The following is a 20654-nucleotide window of genomic DNA, read 5'->3' as shown; positions in this document are numbered from 1 at the left end:
AACAGGTTTCAGGTAGCCTGCCGGCGCACAAGCATACCTCACTCTTCCGCCCAACGGTTTTGCCTCAGCAGAGTGTCTGCCGTCTGCATACGCCATTGCAGTAAACGCCGTTGAGGCGCGGCATCGCCGCCTTCTTCGGTGAGCAGGTGGCGGCGGTTGAACTCGGCGTAGGCCCCTTCGGCCAGCATCACGCTGATGTCGCCCTTGGTCATCATCAGCGGTTGTTGCGAATCGGGCCGCAGCAGGCTGTGGCCGAAGGCGGACACGGGCTCATTCCAGCCCAATAGGTCGATGAAGGTAGGCAATAAATCGTATTGGCTGGCCAAGCGGCTGTGGCGCTGCGGCGGCAAACTGCCGTCGGGCGCGAAAATCAACAGCGGAATATGGAAGGCTTCCGCACCTTGGCCGCCCGGGCCCGCATTGAGGGTGTGGTCGGCACTGATCACAAATACGGTGTTGCGGTACCAACTCTGCTGTTCGGCATACGCCATAAATTCTTGCAAAGCCCAATCGCTATAACGCAAGGTATTCAGAAAACCCTGTTCGCCGCTGGATTGGTGGGGCGCCAGATGAAATTCGCGGCCGGGGTCGGCAAACGGTTCGTGGGTAGTGCCGGTAAACACAAAAGCAAAAAACGGCTGCCGGCCTTCGCTGAGCTTGCGGCCGACAAACTGCAGGGTGTCGTAATCCCAGCCATACGGCGCCTGCTCGGCATAACTGCGCAAAAGCGGCACGTCTTCCATCCCGTAATATTCGCGGAAGCCGAGCGCATGGGCGATGCCGTCCATGTAGAAGGAGCGGCGCTTAGACGACTGCGCCATCAGGGTTCGGTAGCCGTGTGCGTCGGCCAAGGCGGCGATACGGCTCATGCGGTTGACTTCCAAACCGAAACCGAGATTCGGCTGACCGGGCAGCGCCGGCACGGCGGTGAGCGCCGCCTGGATACCGACAATGCTGCGCTGGCCGGCGGCATAAAAACGATCCCATACTTGAGCACGCGGAATCAGGCTGTCCAGATAAGGCGTGGCGCCATAGGCACTGCCGGCCAAACCGTCGATGTAGCGGCTGCTCCAGCTTTCCAACAAAATAAACACCACGTTTTTACCGCTGGGCGCGTTGGACGCAGGCCGGTAAAGAAAGGGCTGTGCCGGCTGGGTGTGCGCCACCGCCGCCATCTCTTCGGCAGACAGCAGATCCAAAGGAGCGGCCTGTTGGTCACCGGCTTTCAGCGCAGCCAGCGGCCCGTTGATCGCCAAATTGGCTTGCGCCAGCGTTTGGCCTTTGAATGCGTCAATGGTACTCAAGGGCTTGCCGCCCCCCAAAGTCCCCCTCGCCGCCAACACCAAACACACCAGCAATAGACATGATTGCACCGCGCCGCGCTGCCATGTTCCGTTCCAAGCCACTGCTTTGCCGGCCACCAAACGCTGCCACAGCCAGCCCGCCAGCAACAGCATGATCAGTCCGCCCAAAGTGAGATCCAAACGGGAAGAAACCGCCGCCTGCCACACAAAACCCCAGTCGCCGCCCAGATTAAACAACTCTCCGCCCAGATGGCGGCCCACTTCGCCGAAGTAGGCCAAATCGGCCACCCCGATGCCCAATAATACGGCCAACACCGCCGCCGCCAGCCAAGACACCGTTTTGCGGAAGCCGCGCCGCTGCAAACGCGGCCACGGAATCATCAACAGCAATAAAAACGGCGCAAACGCCAATACCGCCAACTGGCCGTCAAAGCGCAGGCCTTGGGCAAACGCTCCGGCCTTTTGCCAAAGGGACAAATCGGCAAAATGTTCGGGATACGCCCACAACAAGCCCAAGCGCAATAAAACAAAAGCCGCCAAGGCAAACCATATCATGCGTAAAGGAAGGGACCACATCGCCGATTACTTTCTCGATTCGTTCATCTTTAATTTGCCAGCAGCACACAGGCTACCTGAAAGGCTCTTCAGACAGCCTGTTCTTCGCCAATCTCCGCGCCCAAATCGGCCAGCGCCGCCAAAGTGTCGGCCCACACCACAGGCAATTTGGCGCAGGCATCGGCACCTTCGGCTTTGAGGCCGAACAGAATGCAATAGCGTTCGCCTTCGGCGGCCAGTGTGGGCAGGCTGAAGGTGCGGATGCCGGCGTGCTGTTGCTCAATTTGCTCCATCAGCTCGGTAATGGCCGACTCCGGCAAGCCGTAAAGACGCACGCCGCGCTGGCTGCGGCGGGCTTGGTGGTGCAGCTGCGGATACAGCGTGTCCAATACCCATTCGGCCATCGGGTGTGCCATCACCGGGAAGCCGGGCAGAAAGTAATGCTCGCGGATGGCGAAACCGGCAATCCGGTTGTAGGGGTTGGGCACCAAGGCGCTGCCTTGCGGAAAGTCGGCCATGCGCAGGCGGATTTGGTGCGCTTCGCTGTCCAAAGCGTCGCCGCGCTGCAAGGACACGCCCTCAATCAACGCCGCCGCTTCGGCATGGCGCTCAATCGGCAGGCCCAGCGCTTCGGCGGCGGCCTGGCGGGTATGGTCGTCGGGCGTGCCGCCGATGCCGCCGGTCACGAATACCGGCAGGCCCTCGGCAAAACTCTGCGCCAGTTTGCGCACCAATAAAGGGCGTTCGTCGGGCAGATACTGCACCCAAGCCAGTTGCAGGCCGCGTTGCTCAAGCGCTTGTTTGAAAAAAGCGAAATGCCGGTCGATACGGCCGCCATGCAGGATTTCGTCGCCGATGATGATCAGACCGAAAGACATATAAGTTCCTTACATTCAAAATGCCGGCACAGCAAGCCGGCCGGATTCGGGCTACCTGAACAGCGTTGTCTGTTTTCAGGTAGCCCGTGCGGCGCTCAAACCAAGTTCAAAATATCGGCCGGTTGGTCCACGCGGTAATCGGCCGGCCAGGTATCCACCGCATCGTCGGCGGCGATATAGCCCCAGTTGACCAATACCGTGGTCATGCCGGCATCACGGCCGGCCTGCATATCGCGCTCGGCGTCGCCCACATACAGGCAGTGCTGCGGCGCAATGCCGATTTGGTCGCAGGCGTGCTGCATCGGCAGCACGCTGGGCTTGGGCGCGGCGCAGGTGTCGCCGCTCACCACCACGGCGGGCGGAATGCTGAAGCCGAGAGTGGGCACCAGGCGGTGGGTGAAGGTATGCGGTTTGTTGGTGATGATGCCCCACGCCAGGCCTTTACGGTGTAGGCCTTCGATCATGTCGTTGATGCCGCCGAACAGCACGGTGTCTTGGCAGAAGCATTGCTCATATTCATCCAAATAGGCACGGCGCCACTGCGGATGTTCGGGGTGGTCGAGAGTGATGCCGGCGCCGAGGCGGATCAGGCCGTTGGCGCCGTGGCTGGCAATCGGCCGGATGGCGCTCATCGGCATGGCGGGCAGACCTTTTTTGGCCAACAGGCGGTTGAGTGCGCCGCCCAAATCGAGGGCGGTGTCGGCCAAAGTGCCGTCGAGGTCGAACAATACGGCTTGAATCATCTGGGTTCCTTGTTTTTCAATCCAATTTGTTTTCAGGTAGCCTTGCGGTCGCGCTCGAAACTTTCCAGCATGGCCAGCTCGAATTCGCTGAAACCGGCCTGCTGCCGGGCTTCGAGGTTCACATAGCCACGGAAAATAAACAGGTCGTAGCGTTGCAGCAGGCGGCGGAACAGGGCAACCGGCTCCAAACCGCGCTGCGCGCACAAATAGGCATACCAGCGGTTGCCCACCGCCACATGGCCCACTTCGTCGCGGTAGATAATGTCGAGCACGGCGCAGGTTTCGGCATCGCCCTTCTGCTCGATTTTGGCGCGGATGGCGGGGGTGACGTCCAAACCGCGCGCTTCCAGCACGCGCGGCACCAACGCCATGCGCAGCAAAGGATCGTACGCGGTTTTGTCGGCCATTTCCCACAAATGCCCGTGGGCGGGGAAGCTGCCGTAATCAAAACCGTGCGCCTGCAAGCGTTGGCGCATCAGGCGGAAATGCAGGGCTTCTTCGGAGGCCACCTGAAGCCAATCCAAAGTAAATGCAGGCGGCAGCGAACGAAAGCGCCAAGCGGCGTCCAAAGCCAAATTGATGGCGTTGAACTCAATGTGGCACACCGAATGCAATAATGCGGCATAACCTTCGGGCGTGGTCATTTTGCGGGTAGTCACCGCTTCGGGCGGCACCAACTCGGGGCGTGGCGGACAACCTGCCCGCCTCAAATCATGCGGCAAAGGCACAGAGGCCTCCACACCTGCCGCGCGGGCACGGTCGTAAAGCGCCATCGCGCGGGCGGCTTTGTCTTCCGGCTCGCTACTTAACAGGGCGGCCTCGATATCGGCATAAGAAACGGCTTGCATGGGGGCGGATTATATAGCAGCAGCCGCAAGCCGCGCAGCCGTCTCTCCCCCTGAGGCTACCTGAAAACCGCACTGTCTGTCCGCATCCGGCCTCACAGGCACCAGCATTTATCGGCCGGCAGATTAAATCGGGGTAAAAGTGCAACCGTTTTTTCAAACTAAGCGCTTGCGCTTGCTGAAAAAAACCGACGCCCGTTTTCTTTACATTCCGCCACCCCGCTGGCCGCCGTACGGCAGGGTGGTACAATGCGCCGCATTGTTTCCGACACCAGCAAAGGCAAACCGATGAAAAATAAATGGCTCATCAAACTGGCCGCCGCCGCCGTATTATCCGGCAGCCTCTCCCTCGCCCAAGCCGGCGGCATTGAAGCGCTGCAAAAGTTCAACGCCGACACCGACGGCATCAGCGGCAGCTTCAGCCAAAGCGTACAGAGCCGCAACAAAACACAAAGCGCACGCGGCAGTTTCAGCATTCTGCGCCCCGGCCTGTTCAAATGGGAATACAACCAGCCCTACAAACAAACCATCGTCGGCGACGGCCAACACATCTGGCTGTACGACATCGACTTGGCCCAAATCACCAAAACCGCACAAAACCAAGCCATCGGCGACAGCCCGGCCGCCATTTTGTCGAACAAAGACGCACTGGAAGCCAGCTACACTTTGAAAGAAGACGGCTCGGCCGGCGGCATCGACTACGTATTGGCCACCCCCAAGCGCTCCAATGCCGGCTACCAATACATCCGCATCGGCTTCAAAGGCGACGCACTGGCCGAAATGCGCCTGAAAGACAGCTTCGGCAACCAAACCACCATCCGCTTCTCCAACCTCAACACCCGCCCGAATCTCTCGCGCAACCATTTCCGCTTCACCCCGCCGCAAGGGGTGGACGTCATCAGCCAATAATCCGCACCGGCCGGCCAAACAGGCTACCTGAACACGGCATCCAACGGAACCGCCGCTTTCAGGTAGCCTGTTTTACTCTGCAAAACAAGCGGTTCGCCACTTGCATTCTCTAGCTGCTTTAGATATAACGTACGCCACACACATTATTCATCAAGCCGGGAAAACCATGCCTGACAAATCATCCATCCCCTTTCTGATCGCGCCCGATTATCTGCCCGACCACTTCAGCCACTGGTATCTGCTCAGCAGCCACCTCCAACGCGAAAGCGGCTGCACCCTCTCCCTGGAGCTGCCCGCCGCCCACTCCGAAATGAACACCCTGCTGGCCGAAGGCAATATCGGCTTGCTGTATGCCAATGCCTTTTTGGCCGCCCGCCTCATCCGCGAGCAAGGCTGGCTGCCGCTGGTGCGCCCAATCAACCGCTACGACGAAGTATTGGTGGCGGTGGCGGCCGATTCGCCTTACCAAAGCTTGTGCGAACTGCCTACAGACGCCCTGATCCAAAGCCGTCCCAACCAAGACATCCACCACATCGGCCTGCGTCTGCTGCGGGAATCCTGCCTCAACACCGAAGGCATCCGCCTGAGCGAAGCCGATTCTCTTTCCTTGGTGGCCTCCGCCCTGCTTAAAGGCGAAGCCCAAGCCGGCTTCTTCACCGCCGACATTTACCACCATCTCTCCAAACACACCCGCGACAACCTGCGCGTGCTGCAAGAAAGCCAATTGGGCAATGTCTCCCACTTATTTGTGCTGCATCCCAAACACGCCGATCTGCAAGACACCCTGCAGCAGGCTTTCTGCGGCATGGCAGACAAACCGGCCGCCGCGCTGATTTTGGAGTCGCTCGATATGCCCGAAGGCTTTGCTACTTTTACCGCAGAAGAGGCCGAAGCCATGACGGCTTGGATGCTTGAAACCACTCCCCCAGCCGGCGAACAGGCTGATCAAGCAGCTGAAGCCGCAGCAGACACCCCGGCCGAAAATACCGCCGAAACTGCCGACAACTCCGGCAAAGAAACGGCTGAAACCGACAAAACGGCATAACGCCCAATCCTGCCCACAGCAAACGGCCGGAACCCAATAAAGGTTCCGGCCGTTTCTTTCATCCCTCCGCCGGCAAAGCGGTGGCGAACCTGCCGCCGATTATTGCGGCAGCGGCAGATCGGGGCGCGGCAATTCGCGCAAATCGCGCCAGCCGTCGTTGGTTTTCACCATGGTGGCCTGCTCGGTACGGCGGGTGTGCAGGCTGTCTTTCCAGTCGGCACTGCCGCGGCTCAACAGGCGGTCGGCCCAACTTTCCAAATTCACGTCTGCTTCATACACCACTTGGGAAACGGTCAAACCCACCGCGTTGGTGGCCGGCTCGGTGTAATACAGCACATTTTCGATGCGCTGTTTGCCGATGCAGAACAAGGGGCCGTGCGCACCGGGGCGGGTTTGCGCCTGACCTTTGGCGGTAATATTGAACACGGCTTCATTTTCCGCGCTGTTTTTGTCTTTTTGGTAGAAACCTTCGTCTTCCAAAATTTTCATCTGCTTCAATGCGGTTTCGTTCAAACGGTCACCATGAAGATTACGGGTTTCCAACACAATCCGGTCCATGCCCAGCATGATTTGACGGCCGACCACATGACCGTCGTGAACATCTTGGCTGCTCACGTTCAAAGCCAAAGGCAGACAAACCCCGCTGTTTTTGCTGTAACGCTCAATGGCATTTTTAAACTGGCTTTTACCGGCCTCATGGCTGTTGCCGCAACCGGCCAACAATACGCTCATGCCGATCAGGCCGGCGGCCCAAAATTTTTTCATATCGACTCCTTCCAATCGCCTCAAATACAGGTTGTGCACAACCGATTCATTCAACCGACCGTGCGGCATCATGACAATAAAACAGGCAACCCGTACAATAGCGCCCGTTTCATCCTCTGCCATCCCGTTAAGGATTATACACAAAATGATTACGCTTTACGGCATCCCCAACTGCGCCACCGTCAAAAAAGCCCGCAGCTGGCTTGACGAGCATCAACAAGCCTACACTTTCGTCAATTTCAAAACCGATCCGCCCGATGAAAAGCTGCTGCAACAATGGCTGGACGAAGCTGGAGCCGATGTTTTGCTCAACCGCAAAGGCACCACTTGGCGCAAACTGAGTGATGAAGAAAAAGTCGCCGCCAACACCCTCTCCGGCGCCATCGCCTTGATGCAGGCTCATCCCTCCGTCATCAAACGGCCGGTATTGGTCAGCCAAAACCGCGTCAGCGTCGGCTTCCAAGCCGAACATTATCAAAGCCTGTTTGCTTTCAGGTAGCCTTTCACTCTAAAAACCAGCACGCCACATGAACCAAACCGTTTTTATCGCCGACCTGCACCTGTCTGCCGAGCATCCCGAGCTGAACGAGCTGTTTCTGCACCACCTCCGGCGCTGGCAAGGGAAAACCGACGCGCTTTATATCCTCGGCGACTTCTTCGATGCCTGGATCGGCGACGACGATGACGCTCCCTTTGCCGTCCGCATCGCCGAACACTTGGCCGAATTTACCCGGCACACGCCCGCCTATTTCGTCCACGGCAACCGCGACTTTCTGCTCGGCGCCGACTTCGCCCGCCGCAGCGGTATCCAGCTGCTGCCCGAACACAGCCTGATTACCCTCTACGGACGCCCTTACGTCATCGCCCACGGCGACGAATTGTGTACCGCCGACCTGCCCTATATGCAGTTTCGCGCCCAATCGCGCCATCCTGCCTGGCAAGCCGCCGTCTTAGGCAAACCCTTGGCCGAGCGCCGCTTGTTGGCTGCGCAAATACGCCAAATGAGCGAGCTGGGCAAAGCCAAAAACGGCAAAAGCGAAATGTCAGATGCCACACCGGAAGGCATCGCCGCCCTGATGCAGCACTACCCCGCCGCCGACTTGATCCACGGCCACACCCACCGCCCGGCCGTCCACAACCATACTTTGCCCGACGGCCGCAGTTTTACCCGTTACGTACTGCAAGATTGGTATGGCAGCGAAGGCGGCTGCCTTCTGGTGTCCCCCAACGGTGTACGTGCCGAAACCTTACGGCTGCCTGAGTGCTTTGCCTCCTGAAATGCGAATATTGATACGGCACGAGACTTTTGCAAAACCTCCAGATGTGGATGCCGTTCCAGGCGTAGCAGCGCAGCGAGCGTGAACGCAGGAATCCCCGTGGGAAAGACATATCATCTACAAGGCTAAGCGAGCGAGCAGTACCCATAGGGCATAAACGCACAACGCAGAAATGCGCCGCAGATGGGGGTGTTGCAAAGGTCTCGGCATATCTTAAATATACAAGTGTCCATAAGCCACGCCGATTCAGCGTTGGCCCACCTGAATGCGCTTCATGGGTCAATGCCACAGCAGCCTGCTGATACCGAAACCAAGACTCCGGCCCAGCAATACACGACCGCGTGACCAAACCAAGCTCATTATCCCAACAAACGCCCGATGTTCGCCTCGGTGGCCGCGGCCACGGTTTCCCGGCTGATGCCGCGCAAAGCCGCCACCACATCGGCCACCCGTGCAACATTGGCCGGCGTGTTGCTTTCTTCTCCCGGCGGTAGCATAAAAGGGCTGTCGGTTTCCAACACCAAATATTCCAAGGGCAGCTTGGCTGCCGCCTCGCGGGCTCTGCGGGCATGCGGATTCAATACCAGCGTGCCGATGCCGATGAGCAGGCCGCAGCGGATCAGCAGCTGCGCTTCCTCCAGGCTACCTGAAAACGCATGCGCAATTCCGCCCGCTGCAAAGCGCTGCCGCTTCAGCTCCGCCGTCAAATCTGACATTGCTTTTAAATTGTGCAGCACCACCGGTCGTTCCAAGCGTGAGGCCAGCGCCAATTGTTCCCGGAAAACCGCCAACTGCAAGGCCGCGTTTGCGCGGTGTCGGGGGTGGTAATCCAAACCGATTTCTCCCACCCACATTTCCGGCTGCGCCTGCAAGGCAGCGGCCAAACGCTCGCTGGTTTCGGTGTGCCATTCGCCGGCATACCAGGGGTGCACGCCCAAGGCAGCGTAAATCTGCGGCGGGCGGTGCAGTGCCGCCACTGCGGCAAAATCCGATTCACGGGCCGCTGGCACCAAAAAACGGGCGACTCCTGCCGCACGGGCTTGCGCCAGCACGGCATCGGTGCGCCCGCCGAATGCGGAGTCGGCCAAATGGCAATGGCTGTCGGTGAGCATGGGCTACCTGAAAACCGGTTTACAGGCTGTTGAGCCGCTCCACAGAGGGTGCGTAATAGTAGGCGCCGGAAACTGCGGCCGTCACATGCGTCAGCAGTAAATCGGTTTTGCCGTCGCTCTCGCCGAACATGCTCAAGAGTTGTGCTTCGATGTTCCACAAGCGGGCGCAATAAGCGATGAACATCAGGCCGTGTTCTCCGCTTACCGTGCCGTAGGGCAGGCTGCGGCGGACGATTTTCAGCCCGACGCCGTCTTCTTTCAGATTGGTTCGGTTGAGGTGCGAGTCGGGCAAGCGGTCGCTGCGGGCAAACTCGATGTTGTCCGCTTTGCTGCGGCCGATGCATTGTTCCTGTTCCGGCACGCTCAAGCGGTTCCATTTCTTCAAATCGTGGCAGTATTTCTGCAGCAGCACATAGCTGCCGCCCGCATCGGGGGCATCGCCGCCGATGACGCCTACCTGACGGATGTTTTCTTCGCCTTGCGGGTTTTCCGTGCCGTCCACAAAGCCTTCCAAGCCGCGCTCTTCTACCCAACGGAAACCGTGGTTTTCGCTGGCTACGGTGAGCAGTCCCTCAAAGGCTTCCAGCACGGCCTGGCCGAGCGAGAAATTCACGTCGGGGCGCAAAGATTGGATGTGAAACAGGATATCGTGCTGGGTGGCCGGCGCCAAACCGCCGCCCAAAGCGCGGAAGGGCTTGATGTCTTTTCCCTCTTCCGTGTGGCCAAAAGCTTGCCAGCAATCGGCACCGAAACCGATGGTCAAGCCCAAGCAGGCATCGGGATACTGTGTCTGCAGATCGGACAAAGCCGCCAAACTCCGGCGGCAGGCTTCAGCCAGCTCGGCGGGCGCGGCCTGTGTATCGGCTTCCATAAAAATGGCGGCGCGGCAGTGGTCGGGAATGATGGCGGTTTGCGGGGTGGTCATCGGTAATCTCCTGAGTGGCATTTTTCTGGCGCCATTATAACCGTAAACCCTGGCCAACCGCTCTCGAAGAACCGCTGACGGTGTTAGAATGCCGCTTTTTATCATCTCGGGCAAACACCATCGTGCTTTATTTCCTGCTGATCGCCATTCTTTTGCTCCAATTGTTCAGCTGGCTGTGCAGCCGCGGGCTGTTCTGGCTGCTGCAAGGCTACCTGAAACCCGCTGCCCGCCGTAAAATCCGCTGGCTGGTGTTCGGCATCGGCAACGGCCTGTTGCTGTTGTCGCTGTTGCGCGTTTGGCCCGGTGTTTTCCGTTTGAGCGCCGGCTGGATGGTGCTGCTGTGGTACGGCGTGCTCACTGTCTCCGCCGTTTGGCTGTTGCACCTGCTGTTGCGGCGGCGCATTGCGCCCGCCCGTTTGGGCAGCCTGCTGCGCCCGCTGGCGGCCGCTTTGTTCATGTTCCTGTTGGGCATTTCCGTTTACAACGCCTATACGCCGGTGGTGCACCATTACCGGGTGGCCATCGACAAACCCTTGCCCCGTCCCGTCCGCATCGGTCTGGCCAGCGACACCCACTTGGGCGTACTGTTCGGCGCCCGCCAGCTCGACCGCCTCAGCGCCATCATGCAGCGGGAACAGGTGGACATCATCCTGCTGCCCGGTGATTTGATGGACGACGACACCCGCGCTTACCGCTCGGAAAATATGCAACGTCATCTGCAACAACTGCGCGCGCCCCTCGGCGTGTATGCCACCTTGGGCAACCACGATCTGTTCGGCCATCAAGACGCCATCCGTGCCGAACTGGAAGCGGCCGGCATCCGGGTGCTGAACGACGACGTGGTCCGTTTGGATGCCGGTTTTTGGCTGGTGGGCCGTCCCGACGATCTCGACCGGCAGCGCAAAAGCACGGCCGAGCTGCTGGATTCGGTAGATACCCGCGAGCCGGTTTTCCTGCTTGACCACCGGCCCACCGAAATCCGTTTGCACCAAGCCCTGCCCATCGACATCCAAGTTTCCGGCCATGTGCATAAAGGGCAGGTGTTCCCCTCCAATTTTATTGTCGATTGGATTTATGATTTGTCTTACGGCTACCAACAGCGCGGCTTGGGCCATTACTTCGTCACTTCCGGTTACGGCTTTTGGGGCGTGCCTTTCCGCCTGGGCTCGCAATCGGAAGTGATGATCATCGATGTGGTCGGCCTTTAACATACGCCGCCGCTTTTCAGGTAGCCTGAGACCTTTGCGCCCCCATCTGCAGCGATTTCTGCGTTGTGCGCTGGCACGCCTGGAACTGCATCCACATCTGGAGGTTTTGTAAAAGTTTCAGCCTGACGCAAAAAAGCACGCCTTTCGGCGAGCTTTTGTGGAAAGTAGCATCACAAAAGTTGAGCTAACGGCATGTTAAGGATAATCTGCTTTGCCACTTATCGTGACCGGAACGCCCAATAGGGTTCAGAGGACGGCTCAGAAACTGTTGCAACAAATCGTATGCCTCTGATCGCCAAGCGGCATCACAATTGGGAATCTGAGACCTTTGCAAAACCTCCAGATGTGGATGCAGTTCCAGGCGTGCCAGCGCACAACGCGGAAATGCGCCGCAGATGGGGGTTTTGCAAAGGTCTCAATCTATGTGAAACCAATCAAAGCTAGGTCTCCCCAGAATTACCAAGCTCCGCTTCACTCTTTTTCTGCCAAGCGGAGCTCCGCCGCACGGGCGTGCGCGGTCAATCTTTCGCCATGCGCCAAGACGCTGGCGATTTTGCCTAACTTCTGTGCGCCTTGTTCGGAAACCTGAATCAGGCTGCTGCGTTTTTGGAAGTCGTAAGTGCCCAACGGAGAGGAAAAACGTGCCGTGCGGCTGGTGGGCAGCACATGATTGGGGCCGGCGCAGTAGTCGCCCAGGCTTTCGCTGGTGTAGCGGCCCATGAAGATGGCGCCGGCATGACGGATTTTGGCCGACCATTGTTGTGCGTTTTCTACCGACAGTTCCAAATGCTCCGGCGCGATATAGTTGGCAATCTCGCAGGCTTCGTCTAAATCTTTGGCCAAAATCATGGCGCCGCGGTTGTTTAGCGAGGCTTCGATAATGGCGCGGCGCGGCATCTCTTCGATCAATCTCTCCATCGCCGCTTCAACGGCTTTCAGGTAGCCTGCATCGGTGGCAATCAAAATCGCTTGGGCGATTTCGTCGTGCTCGGCTTGGCTGAACAAATCCATCGCCACCCACTCCGGCGGCGTGCTGCCGTCGGCAATCACCAGAATTTCAGACGGCCCGGCCACCATATCGATGCCCACCACGCCGAACACACGGCGTTTGGCGGCGGCCACGAAGGCGTTGCCGGGGCCGGTGATTTTATCCACCTGCGGCACGGTTTCGGTGCCGTAAGCCAAGGCGGCCACTGCTTGTGCGCCGCCGATGGTGAATACTTTGGTAACGCCGGCCACGAATGCGGCGGCCAGCACAATGTCGTTACGCTCGCCTTTGGGTGTGGGCACCACCATGATGATTTCCGGCACGCCGGCCACATGAGCGGGCATGGCGTTCATGATGACCGAGCTGGGGTAAGCCGCTTTGCCGCCGGGCACATAGATGCCGACGCGGTCGAGCGGGGTGATTTGCTGGCCGAGCAGGGTGCCGTCTTCGTCGGTGTATTGCCACGAACTCATTTTCTGATGCTGATGATAGCTTTCTACACGGGCGGCTGCGGTGGTCAGGGCTACCTGAACGTCTTGTGGCAATCTTTCAAATGCTGCTTTCAAATCGTTTTGCTGCAAAGTGAGTTCCACCATGCTGGCGGCGGAGGTTCCGTCAAAACGGTTGGTGTATTCCACCACGGCGGCGTCGCCGCGTTGTTGCACATCGGCACAAATATCGGCCACGATTTGGTCGATTTTCGGGTCTTGTGCGGTTTCAAAAGCCAGCAGGGCTTGCAGTTCGGCTTGAAAGTCGGCGGATTGGGTGGTGAGGTGTTTCATGAGTATTCAATCGGTTTGGGTGATAAAGCAAAGAGGAATCGGCAGCAAGAATTTTGGCCATCAAGGATTTTCAAAATTTTTCCGCATTACCGGCAGCGACATCGTTAAGCAGGAAATTATGCCGTTTTTGTGCCATGACGGCAAACGCAATCACACAGTCAAATGATGTGGATTGTTATGCTATATTAAATCAAATTCAGATATAAATCAAAAACTTATTGACATAAAATCACCGCGCCTGTATGGTAGTTGCCTATTCCACACACAAGCACAAGGAGCCTGCCATGAGCAACTGCCATACCCACGAAAACCACGATCATGTCCACGGCGCCGGTTGCGGCCATACGGCCATCAAACACGGCGATCATGTGGACTATCTGCACGACGGCCATCTGCACCACGAGCACAACGGCCATTATGACGAACACGTGCTGGATGTAAACGAAACCAATCCCGATGCCTGCAACCATGCCCATCAGTGCGGCGACCATATTCACGGCGAAGGTTGCGGGCACGAAGCGGTGCCGCACGGCGACCATATTGATTACATTGTGAACGGCCGCCTGCATCATCAGCACGGCGATCATTGCGACGACCACGGCCCGGTGGAAATCGTGAAATAAATCCGGCCACGGTATGAAAAAGCTTTCAGGTAGCCTTAGGCTACCTGAAAGCTTTTTTTACGGCATGTTCAAACGGCAGGCGGAGGATGGCTGCCGTCTTTGCTCACAAAGCGTTTGTTTACGCGGATGCGTTCGCCGCGGCCGGCTTTTTTGATTTCCAACCAATCGCTGTAAATGGCGTGAACCAAAGCACGGTCGGTATCAAAGCCGTAGCTGTGCGGGTTGATTTTCGGGGCGAGCTGTTTCAGCACGTCGCTCAGGCGCGCCCAGCCTTCGGCATCGGCGGCTTGGTCCACGGCCTGTTGCACCAGCGGAATCAGTTTGCTGAAAGAGGGTTTGGCCATTTTGGCCGCAGCGGGTTTGTCGGCTGTTGGCGGCGCTTCCTGAGCGGGCGGTGCGGATGTATCGCCTGCCGCGCGGTTGTGGGGCGGCCGTTTTTTGCTTTTTTCGCCTGGGACTGTGAGTTCCGCGCTTGCTTGAGGGGCATCCGAGGCGGCGACGCTTTCAGGTAGCCTGTCGGCTGCGGGCGGCGCGTCGTTTTTGCGGCGGCGCACTTGCAGCTGATTGTTGTCGGTGCGCTGTTCGAATAAATCCAGGGATTTGATGAGGTCGGACAATTTGCCGTAGCCGTAGAGGCGGGCGTCGAAATCGGGATTGATTTTGTTGATGTAGCTGCCTATGGGGCCAAGATTGGCCCAGCCCAAGTCGTCGGCATTTTCTTTGACCGCGCGCTTGATGAGTTTGACCACGTCGCTGTCGCTGCCGGCAGTATGGCTGTTGGTGTGTTTGGCCGGGTTTTTCTGTTTGGCGGGGGTTTGTTTTTCGGGGCGGAAGATTTCGGTGAAGATGAATTTGTCGCAGGCTTTGCGGAAGGCCTCGGGGGTTTTCTTTTCGCCGAAGCCGTAAACGGTGAGGCCGCTTTCGCGCAGGCGGCTGGCAAGACGGGTGAAGTCGCTGTCGCTGGAGACGATGCAGAAGCCGTCGAAGTTGCCGCTGTAGAGCAGGTCCATGGCGTCGATCACCAAAGCCATATCGGTGGCGTTTTTGCCTTTGGTATAGGCAAACTGCTGCACGGGAATGATGGCATGCGGGAGCAGCGCGGCTTTCCATTTGTTGAGGCCGCTGCTCCAGTCGCCGTAGATGCGCTTGACGCTGGCGATGCCGTATTTGGCGATTTCTTCTAGCAGGCGGTCGATGATGTCGGCGGGAGCATTGTCGGCGTCAATCAATACGGCGAGGCGGGCTTGGTCGGTTTTCTGCATGGGTGCCTTTCAGGTAGCCTGGGTCATTGGCCGTTCACGGCGCGGGCGAAGGCGTCGATAATCGGCTGGATGGTATGGTATTTGAGTTTCAGTGCGGCTTTGTTGACCACCAAGCGGCTGGAAATATCGTGAATTTGCTCCACGGCTTCGAGATGGTTGGCTTTGAGGGTGTTGCCGGTGGAAACCAAATCCACAATGGCGTCGGCCAGGCCGACCAAGGGCGCGAGCTCCATGGAGCCGTAAAGTTTGATCACGTCCACGTGCACGCCTTTGCGGGCAAAGTGTTCTTGGGCGATATTGGGGTATTTGGTGGCCACCCGCAGGCGGCTGCCGGGCGTGGAAGCGGCGGCGTAGTCGAAGCCTTGGCGTACGGCCACCATCATGCGGCATTTGGCAATCTGCAAATCGAGCGGCTGATAGAGGCCGCTGCCGCCGTGTTCGGTGAGCACGTCTTTACCGGCAATGCCGAAATCGGCGGCGCCATATTGCACATAGGTGGGCACGTCGCTGGCCCGCACAATCACCAGACGGATATGCGGATGGTTGGTGTCGATAATCAGCTTGCGCGATTTTTCGGGGTCTTCGGCCGGAACAATGCCGGCGGCAGCCAGCAGCGGCAAGGTATCGTCGAAAATACGGCCTTTGGATAAGGCAATGGTTAAAGCGGCAGTCATAACAGATTAATCAATCGAAAGTTCACGGTTTTCAGGTAGCCTGTATTGGGCTACCTGAAAACAGAATCAAGGTTGGGTGGTGCCTTCGGCCAGCAAGAGTTTCAAATCGTGCGCCAGTTGGTCTGCGGTTTTGCCCCATGGCTCCAATACCGCCACGCGGCCTTGGCGGTCGAGCAGAAACGTGCCGGTGCTGTGGTCCACCAGATAAAAGCCGTTTTCACGCGGTGCCTGCTTGGCGGCGCTGACGCGAAACTGCTTCATCACCGCAAACGCGGCTTCTTCGCTGCCGTCGGCAGTGGTGAGGCCGATGAAGTCGGGGTGGAAAGCAGGCACATACTGGGCGAGTAACTCCGGCCGGTCCCGTGCGGGGTCAACCGACACGAAAAACAGCTGCACCTGTTTCGCTTCTTCCGGCGTCAGCTTGGCCATGGCTTGGGCATAGGTCAACAGATGGGTAGGGCAAACATCTGGACAATGGGTAAAGCCGAACACCAATACCAATACTTTGCCGCGATAATCGCTCAAACGTATGGTGCGGCCGTTGTGCGCAGTGAGCAGGAAATCGCCGCCCAAGTTTTCCCCGCGCACATCGCTGCCTTCAAAGCGAACCTGCGGCGCCGACGCCTCGGATACCGCATCCGCCGGCCTGTCCGAACAGGCGGCCAGCAAGAATAAAGATGCCGTCAGAGCCCTTGCCCGAAACTTCATTGTTCTGCCCATTGGCTTAATGGAAAGTGCGATTATAGCATTGCAACTTAAAGCTGCATGTCGGCGATTTTGTTTCTATAAAAAACATTACTTTAAGCATTGAAATATTTTCCCGCCAGCAAACCGCTTTACAACGCGGAAAAAACCGCTATAATGCGCACCTTCATCACCGGCCCAGGTGGCGAAATTGGTAGACGCAGGGGACTCAAAATCCCCCGCCGAAAGGTGTGTCGGTTCGAGTCCGACCCTGGGCACCACATCAACCGCGAAAGCGGTTTTTTTATTGTCTAATGCCGTCTAAGGCAGTCTACCAAACTCTTGCCAGATAAGGGTTTCAGAGCAAAAGCGGTCTGCTTTGTTGTCTAATGCCGTATACCGCCGTCTCATTGAATCTACCTTTTTCTGTTGGTAAAATTTCCGTGCTGTTACTAACACCCCTTATCAATTGGCACTTACCCCGCTATCGGTCTTGCCGAAGCAAGGGCGGCGCGTGAAAAGGCAAAACAGCAGCTTGCCAACGGCCAAGACCCGGCCAAGCCGCACAGTGAAAACACCTTGAGCTATGCCATGGGGCGTATGGGTTACAGCGGTATCGCCACCCCACACGGCTTCCGCAGCTTGGCAACCGATGTGCTGAATGAAAACGGCTTCCCGCCCGATGTGATCGAGCGGTAGCTTGCCCATGTGGAGCAAAACAAAGTGCGGGCCGCCTGCCGTCGCACCGAATACCTGCCACTGCGGCGGTGCCGGCTGAGACCTTTGCAAAGGTCTCAGCCCGTATGCCACAGGCTACCTGAAAATCAGCCGTTTTATTCTGCTGCGGCCTCTGCCGGCAAGATGCGGTAGAAGGTTTCGCCGCTTTGCACATAGCCTAGATCGGTTCTGGCGATTTCGGCAATGGCGTCTTGGCCGTTGCGTAAATCTTCCACCTCGGCAGCCAAAGCTTGGTTGCGAACCACCAATGCATCGTTGGCAAGGCCTTGTGCCTCCACTTCTGCTTCTAAGCGCCACATATCGCGCCAACCGCCTTTAGACAGCCATAAATCTTGTTGCAGCCAAAGCAAGGCGGCCAGCAAAACCAGCGTTACCCATTTCATACCGTATTCCTAAAACGGTTTAACCCAGCTGATAAAACGCTTTTTTGCCGGGATACCAAGCGGCCTCACCCAACTCTTCTTCGATGCGCAAAAGCTGATTGTATTTGGCCATCCGGTCCGAACGGCTGAGGGAGCCGGTTTTGATCTGCATACAATTGGTAGCGACAGCCAAATCGGCAATGGTGCTGTCTTCGGTTTCGCCGGAACGGTGGCTCATCACGCTGGTATAGCGGTGACGCTTGGCCAAATCCACGGCTTTCAGGGTTTCGCTCAGCGTACCGATTTGATTCACTTTGACCAACAGGGCGTTGGCCAGACCCTGCTCAATGCCTTCGGCCAAGATAGCGGGATTGGTGACAAACAAATCGTCACCCACCAGCTGCACCTTGCCGCCCAATCGTTCGGTCAGCAGTTTCCAGCCTTCCCAGTCATGCTCGCTCATGCCGTCTTCGATGGAGATGATGGGATAGTCGTTCACCAGTTTGGCCAAATAATCGGCAAATTCTGCGCTGCTCAGCGCCAAACCTTCTGCACTCAGGTGGTATTTGCCGTCTTGGTAGAATTCGCTGGAAGCGCAGTCCAGAGCCAGCACCACGTCGCTACCCGCCACATAACCAGCGGCCGCCACGGCTTCCAGAATCAATTTAATGGCGTCTTCGTGGCTGGCCAGATTGGGTGCAAAACCGCCTTCATCGCCTACGGTGGTGGAATAGCCTTTGGTGTCGCACAGTTTTTTCAGGTGGTGGAAAATTTCCGCACCGCAACGCAGTGCGTCACGGAAACTTTCGGCACCCACCGGCATGATCATGAATTCTTGAATATCCAGGCTGTTGTTGGCATGAGCGCCGCCATTGATCACGTTCATCATCGGCACCGGCATCGCCATCGGGCCGGCACCACCCAAATAGCGGTAGAGCGGCAGGCCGGCATCTTCGGCAGCGGCGCGGGCCACAGCCATGGAAACGGCCAGCATGGCGTTGGCACCCAAACGGCCTTTGTTGTCGGTTCCGTCGAGATCCATCATTACTTGGTCGATATGGCTTTGCTCGGAAGCATCAATGCCGATTAAGGCTTGTGCAATTTCGTTATTCACATTTTCTACCGCCTGCAAAACCCCCTTGCCCAAATAGCGGCCACTGTCGCCGTCGCGCAGCTCCAAGGCTTCTTTTTCGCCAGTAGAAGCGCCGCTGGGCACCGCAGCCCGGCCCATGACGCCGGATTCCAGCAAAACATCACATTCCACAGTAGGGTTGCCGCGAGAGTCCAGGATTTCGCGGGCGAAAATATCAATAATTGCGCTCATGCTTCGCACTCCATAATCGAGATCATGTTCGGCAAACCGTTGTCTGCCGCCAAAACTTGGTAATTATACTCGGAAAAGCCAGAGCATGAAATCCAGCCTCCACCGGAACGAGAATAAATTCATTGCTGAAATAAAAGCCTCCCGCTTCATGCGCTCCCGCCTCAGAAAAAAGCTTGACCCTGAAAATTGCTTTCGGTATAGTTCGTCCTTTCGAAAGCTGGAGTAATGGCTGAGAGGCTGAAGGCACACCCCTGCTAAGGGTGCATGTGGGCTAAAACCTGCATCGAGGGTTCGAATCCCTCTTACTCCGCCAAATAAATTAAATAATACCCTGATTTATCAGGGTATTATTTTTATTAACTCTGGGTTTGGTACCTAAATGAGTACCTAATGCCAAACACTCCCCGCATACCGGCCCCGTCGGTGTTCCGCTAAACCGCTGACCGTTGGCTTTATCAGTAGAGACCATGCAGAGAGCCAATCAGGTACTTCAAATACGACTCTGCTGCCGCCCATAAGCTAACCGACACCGGTTCTGATCTTCCTGTCCCCGGCATACCTTACACAGGGGCGATAGGGTCGGATGCGCCGTACAATCCTCATCAAGCAGATGCAATCCCTTGGGATATTTGCCAGGCGGCGCAATCAGCATCCGAACAATCTCTCCGTCCGTCCGCCCCAAATTATGTTGGTAACGAACAAACGCCCCGGCCTATAGGCGGGCGAGAAGTATGCCGCCCGTTGTACAGTCAATGCCTGTCTGACTTGTTTTGTGGTTTTGCGTTTGGCCGAGTTTTTGAACAACCGAGCACCGATAGGGTAAGCACCACACAGATACTCACCCGGATAGATGAGGATATCCGCGGGAATCTCGTAGTCATGAGCACGAAACTCAACCTCGAAGCGAACCCACCGGCTGGCTTTGTCACCCAATTGACGCCCTTTTTCGTAAATCCTCGCCAATTTTGCGCCATAGCGGGAGCCGATATATAAGGTTTTCCCGCTACCGTCTTCGCTCTCCCATGCCGTTCCCCGTTTCTCACATTTCAGCTGTTTGCCGTTACAGTACAGACAGTGGCGGTAATCTGCATAAGCCTGCTTTGGCGTATATTGTCCGTCAAAGAAGTCGTGAGCCACATCACAGCGGGTGATTTTGACCTGATCCAAACCCGTTAGCCAGTCGTACAGCCTGCGCTCCCAGCCCGTTTTTGCCGCCGAGCAGTCCACTCCATATAACTCGAGCAAAATCGTGTCAGCCTGGCCGCCGATATGCAGACGGCCGTATTTGTGTTGTGCCGGCCCGAGCGGATATTCCCACACCCGAACCAACCCCAGTTACCTTGAAGGGGTTGGAAAATCAAGAGATTCAAGTTGTTTATAAGTCCAATTCAAAACATACACCAGGTGCTAACGGATGGAGGCCAAATGCAGGGAGGGAGCCGAGAAACTCTTTAGATTTGTTTAAAGAGTCTGTTCCTATTCCATCTAATAATGCAGTTCGTTATGCTCAAGATGAAAATGGTCATATCCATCGTTTTTCTATAAGCAATAATAACGAATGGCATTGGAGTGGAGGAACTGGAGATATTAGAAATCCATTGCAGTTAGATAATAAAGTTAAATCTGATCTTAGACGTTTAGGTTGGAAAGG

21 protein-coding genes, 2 tRNA genes and 5 pseudogenes are annotated in these 20654 nt (G+C 57.1%); 12 read left to right on the top strand and 16 right to left on the bottom strand.

What is annotated here, in order from left to right:
- Positions 1-38: 38 nt before the first annotated feature.
- The 4 genes from HMPREF9371_RS08360 to HMPREF9371_RS08345 all read right to left on the bottom strand — a co-directional run bounded on the left by HMPREF9371_RS08360 (position 39) and on the right by HMPREF9371_RS08345 (position 4328).
- Positions 39-1880, bottom strand: a complete 1842-nt coding sequence (locus tag HMPREF9371_RS08360) for an LTA synthase family protein (RefSeq protein WP_040660395.1) — start codon at positions 1878-1880, stop codon at positions 39-41.
- Between the two features lie 68 nt (positions 1881-1948).
- On the bottom strand, positions 1949-2737 hold the full coding sequence (locus tag HMPREF9371_RS08355; RefSeq protein WP_009119610.1) for a competence/damage-inducible protein A: 789 nt from the start codon (positions 2735-2737) through the stop codon (positions 1949-1951).
- 95 nt (positions 2738-2832) lie between these two features.
- Positions 2833-3480, bottom strand: coding sequence for an HAD family hydrolase (locus tag HMPREF9371_RS08350; protein WP_009119609.1), 648 nt, complete (start codon positions 3478-3480; stop codon positions 2833-2835).
- A 32-nt stretch (positions 3481-3512) separates the two neighbouring features.
- Complete coding sequence (locus tag HMPREF9371_RS08345; protein ID WP_009119608.1) at positions 3513-4328, bottom strand: ferritin-like domain-containing protein; 816 nt, start codon at positions 4326-4328, stop codon at positions 3513-3515.
- 285 nt (positions 4329-4613) lie between these two features.
- Between HMPREF9371_RS08345 and lolA the strand changes: the two genes are divergently transcribed.
- Both lolA and HMPREF9371_RS08335 read left to right on the top strand, forming a co-directional pair.
- Positions 4614-5234, top strand: a complete 621-nt coding sequence (gene lolA, locus HMPREF9371_RS08340) for an outer membrane lipoprotein periplasmic chaperone LolA (RefSeq protein WP_040661006.1) — start codon at positions 4614-4616, stop codon at positions 5232-5234.
- A gap of 166 nt (positions 5235-5400) precedes the next feature.
- On the top strand, positions 5401-6279 hold the full coding sequence (locus tag HMPREF9371_RS08335; RefSeq protein ID WP_009119606.1) for a PhnD/SsuA/transferrin family substrate-binding protein: 879 nt from the start codon (positions 5401-5403) through the stop codon (positions 6277-6279).
- 99 nt (positions 6280-6378) lie between these two features.
- Here the strand turns inward: HMPREF9371_RS08335 and HMPREF9371_RS08330 are convergent, their stop codons facing one another.
- Entirely contained in the window at positions 6379-7044 is a 666-nt protein-coding gene (locus HMPREF9371_RS08330) for a hypothetical protein (protein WP_040660393.1), read from the bottom strand.
- Positions 7045-7189: 145 nt separating this feature from the next.
- Between HMPREF9371_RS08330 and HMPREF9371_RS08325 the strand changes: the two genes are divergently transcribed.
- Entirely contained in the window at positions 7190-7543 is a 354-nt protein-coding gene (locus HMPREF9371_RS08325) for an ArsC family reductase (protein ID WP_009119604.1), read from the top strand.
- Between the two features lie 28 nt (positions 7544-7571).
- Positions 7572-8321: a UDP-2,3-diacylglucosamine diphosphatase gene (locus tag HMPREF9371_RS08320; RefSeq protein ID WP_009119603.1), complete on the top strand. Its 750-nt coding sequence runs from the start codon at positions 7572-7574 to the stop codon at positions 8319-8321.
- 17 nt (positions 8322-8338) lie between these two features.
- Here HMPREF9371_RS08320 and HMPREF9371_RS14045 read toward each other — a convergent pair.
- The 3 genes and pseudogenes from HMPREF9371_RS14045 to HMPREF9371_RS08310 form a co-directional block, all read right to left on the bottom strand.
- Positions 8339-8531 (bottom strand): annotated as a pseudogene (locus tag HMPREF9371_RS14045) (hypothetical protein); the annotation flags it as partial.
- 149 nt (positions 8532-8680) lie between these two features.
- Entirely contained in the window at positions 8681-9433 is a 753-nt protein-coding gene (locus HMPREF9371_RS08315; protein WP_009119602.1) for a TatD family hydrolase, read from the bottom strand.
- Positions 9434-9452: 19 nt separating this feature from the next.
- Positions 9453-10358, bottom strand: coding sequence for a Dyp-type peroxidase (locus HMPREF9371_RS08310; RefSeq protein WP_040660391.1), 906 nt, complete (start codon positions 10356-10358; stop codon positions 9453-9455).
- Positions 10359-10480: 122 nt separating this feature from the next.
- On the opposite strand from HMPREF9371_RS08310, the gene HMPREF9371_RS08305 reads away from it, so the two are divergent.
- Positions 10481-11566, top strand: coding sequence for a metallophosphoesterase (locus HMPREF9371_RS08305; RefSeq protein WP_009119600.1), 1086 nt, complete (start codon positions 10481-10483; stop codon positions 11564-11566).
- A 319-nt stretch (positions 11567-11885) separates the two neighbouring features.
- Here HMPREF9371_RS08305 and HMPREF9371_RS12805 read toward each other — a convergent pair.
- Together HMPREF9371_RS12805 and hisD are read right to left on the bottom strand one after the other, a co-directional pair.
- Positions 11886-11976: pseudogene (locus tag HMPREF9371_RS12805) on the bottom strand (lipoprotein signal peptidase); the annotation flags it as partial.
- A 61-nt stretch (positions 11977-12037) separates the two neighbouring features.
- Entirely contained in the window at positions 12038-13336 is a 1299-nt protein-coding gene (gene hisD / locus HMPREF9371_RS08300; RefSeq protein ID WP_009119598.1) for a histidinol dehydrogenase, read from the bottom strand.
- Between hisD and HMPREF9371_RS12585 the strand changes: the two genes are divergently transcribed.
- Together HMPREF9371_RS12585 and HMPREF9371_RS08295 are read left to right on the top strand one after the other, a co-directional pair.
- Positions 13335-13502 carry a hypothetical protein gene (locus HMPREF9371_RS12585; protein ID WP_009119597.1) on the top strand — a complete coding sequence of 56 codons (168 nt, stop codon included), beginning with the start codon at positions 13335-13337 and terminating at the stop codon, positions 13500-13502. The two genes, hisD and HMPREF9371_RS12585, sit on opposite strands and share 2 nt — an antisense overlap.
- Before the next feature lie 118 nt (positions 13503-13620).
- The gene (locus tag HMPREF9371_RS08295; RefSeq protein ID WP_009119596.1) at positions 13621-13959 is read left to right on the top strand and encodes a hypothetical protein; all 339 of its coding nucleotides are present in this window, start codon (positions 13621-13623) and stop codon (positions 13957-13959) included.
- 68 nt (positions 13960-14027) lie between these two features.
- Here HMPREF9371_RS08295 and HMPREF9371_RS08290 read toward each other — a convergent pair whose 3' ends face one another.
- The 3 genes from HMPREF9371_RS08290 to HMPREF9371_RS08280 all read right to left on the bottom strand — a co-directional run bounded on the left by HMPREF9371_RS08290 (position 14028) and on the right by HMPREF9371_RS08280 (position 16483).
- Positions 14028-15221, bottom strand: a complete 1194-nt coding sequence (locus HMPREF9371_RS08290) for an NYN domain-containing protein (RefSeq protein WP_009119595.1) — start codon at positions 15219-15221, stop codon at positions 14028-14030.
- Between the two features lie 23 nt (positions 15222-15244).
- The gene (gene hisG, locus HMPREF9371_RS08285; protein ID WP_009119594.1) at positions 15245-15895 is read right to left on the bottom strand and encodes an ATP phosphoribosyltransferase; all 651 of its coding nucleotides are present in this window, start codon (positions 15893-15895) and stop codon (positions 15245-15247) included.
- Between the two features lie 66 nt (positions 15896-15961).
- Entirely contained in the window at positions 15962-16483 is a 522-nt protein-coding gene (locus HMPREF9371_RS08280) for an SCO family protein (protein WP_232203092.1), read from the bottom strand.
- A 292-nt stretch (positions 16484-16775) separates the two neighbouring features.
- On the opposite strand from HMPREF9371_RS08280, the gene HMPREF9371_RS08275 reads away from it, so the two are divergent.
- The 3 genes and pseudogenes from HMPREF9371_RS08275 to HMPREF9371_RS13570 form a co-directional block, all read left to right on the top strand.
- Positions 16776-16860: transfer RNA gene (locus tag HMPREF9371_RS08275), tRNA-Leu, on the top strand.
- A gap of 187 nt (positions 16861-17047) precedes the next feature.
- Positions 17048-17128, top strand: a pseudogene (locus HMPREF9371_RS14040) (hypothetical protein); the annotation flags it as partial.
- Positions 17129-17449: pseudogene (locus tag HMPREF9371_RS13570) on the top strand (tyrosine-type recombinase/integrase); the annotation flags it as partial. It abuts the pseudogene before it with no gap.
- On the opposite strand, the gene ftsB reads toward HMPREF9371_RS13570, so the two are convergent.
- Positions 17413-17700: a cell division protein FtsB gene (ftsB, locus tag HMPREF9371_RS08270; protein WP_009119590.1), complete on the bottom strand. Its 288-nt coding sequence runs from the start codon at positions 17698-17700 to the stop codon at positions 17413-17415. The pseudogene HMPREF9371_RS13570 and the gene ftsB sit on opposite strands and share 37 nt — an antisense overlap.
- 19 nt (positions 17701-17719) lie before the next feature.
- The gene (eno, locus tag HMPREF9371_RS08265; protein ID WP_009119589.1) at positions 17720-19003 is read right to left on the bottom strand and encodes a phosphopyruvate hydratase; all 1284 of its coding nucleotides are present in this window, start codon (positions 19001-19003) and stop codon (positions 17720-17722) included.
- A 219-nt stretch (positions 19004-19222) separates the two neighbouring features.
- Here eno and HMPREF9371_RS08260 point away from each other — a divergent pair.
- Positions 19223-19316 (top strand) — tRNA-Ser (locus HMPREF9371_RS08260).
- Positions 19317-19648: 332 nt separating this feature from the next.
- On the opposite strand, the gene HMPREF9371_RS08255 is transcribed toward HMPREF9371_RS08260, so the two are convergent.
- Entirely contained in the window at positions 19649-20323 is a 675-nt protein-coding gene (locus HMPREF9371_RS08255) for a replication initiation factor domain-containing protein (protein ID WP_009119588.1), read from the bottom strand.
- 29 nt (positions 20324-20352) lie between these two features.
- Between HMPREF9371_RS08255 and HMPREF9371_RS12795 the strand changes: the two are divergent.
- Positions 20353-20654, top strand: a pseudogene (locus HMPREF9371_RS12795) (hypothetical protein); the annotation flags it as partial.

Source organism: Neisseria shayeganii 871, from assembly GCF_000226875.1.
GTDB lineage: Bacteria > Pseudomonadota > Gammaproteobacteria > Burkholderiales > Neisseriaceae > Eikenella > Eikenella shayeganii.
The sequence above is the reverse complement of the archived record's forward strand: the minus strand, read 5'-3'. Positions and strand labels throughout refer to the sequence as shown.

Bases quoted from the DNA above. Each gene is read 5' to 3' on its own strand.
- HMPREF9371_RS08360 (WP_040660395.1), bottom strand. From the start codon at position 1,880: ATGTGGTCCCTTCCTTTACGCATGATATGGTTTGCCTTGGCGGCTTTT.
- HMPREF9371_RS08355 (WP_009119610.1), bottom strand. From the start codon at position 2,737: ATGTCTTTCGGTCTGATCATCATCGGCGACGAAATCCTGCATGGCGGC.
- HMPREF9371_RS08350 (WP_009119609.1), bottom strand. From the start codon at position 3,480: ATGATTCAAGCCGTATTGTTCGACCTCGACGGCACTTTGGCCGACACC.
- HMPREF9371_RS08345 (WP_009119608.1), bottom strand. From the start codon at position 4,328: ATGCAAGCCGTTTCTTATGCCGATATCGAGGCCGCCCTGTTAAGTAGC.
- lolA (WP_040661006.1), top strand. From the start codon at position 4,614: ATGAAAAATAAATGGCTCATCAAACTGGCCGCCGCCGCCGTATTATCC.
- HMPREF9371_RS08335 (WP_009119606.1), top strand. From the start codon at position 5,401: ATGCCTGACAAATCATCCATCCCCTTTCTGATCGCGCCCGATTATCTG.
- HMPREF9371_RS08330 (WP_040660393.1), bottom strand. From the start codon at position 7,044: ATGAAAAAATTTTGGGCCGCCGGCCTGATCGGCATGAGCGTATTGTTG.
- HMPREF9371_RS08325 (WP_009119604.1), top strand. From the start codon at position 7,190: ATGATTACGCTTTACGGCATCCCCAACTGCGCCACCGTCAAAAAAGCC.
- HMPREF9371_RS08320 (WP_009119603.1), top strand. From the start codon at position 7,572: ATGAACCAAACCGTTTTTATCGCCGACCTGCACCTGTCTGCCGAGCAT.
- HMPREF9371_RS08315 (WP_009119602.1), bottom strand. From the start codon at position 9,433: ATGCTCACCGACAGCCATTGCCATTTGGCCGACTCCGCATTCGGCGGG.
- HMPREF9371_RS08310 (WP_040660391.1), bottom strand. From the start codon at position 10,358: ATGACCACCCCGCAAACCGCCATCATTCCCGACCACTGCCGCGCCGCC.
- HMPREF9371_RS12585 (WP_009119597.1), top strand. From the start codon at position 13,335: ATGAGTATTCAATCGGTTTGGGTGATAAAGCAAAGAGGAATCGGCAGC.
- hisD (WP_009119598.1), bottom strand. From the start codon at position 13,336: ATGAAACACCTCACCACCCAATCCGCCGACTTTCAAGCCGAACTGCAA.
- HMPREF9371_RS08295 (WP_009119596.1), top strand. From the start codon at position 13,621: ATGAGCAACTGCCATACCCACGAAAACCACGATCATGTCCACGGCGCC.
- HMPREF9371_RS08290 (WP_009119595.1), bottom strand. From the start codon at position 15,221: ATGCAGAAAACCGACCAAGCCCGCCTCGCCGTATTGATTGACGCCGAC.
- hisG (WP_009119594.1), bottom strand. From the start codon at position 15,895: ATGACTGCCGCTTTAACCATTGCCTTATCCAAAGGCCGTATTTTCGAC.
- ftsB (WP_009119590.1), bottom strand. From the start codon at position 17,700: ATGAAATGGGTAACGCTGGTTTTGCTGGCCGCCTTGCTTTGGCTGCAA.
- eno (WP_009119589.1), bottom strand. From the start codon at position 19,003: ATGAGCGCAATTATTGATATTTTCGCCCGCGAAATCCTGGACTCTCGC.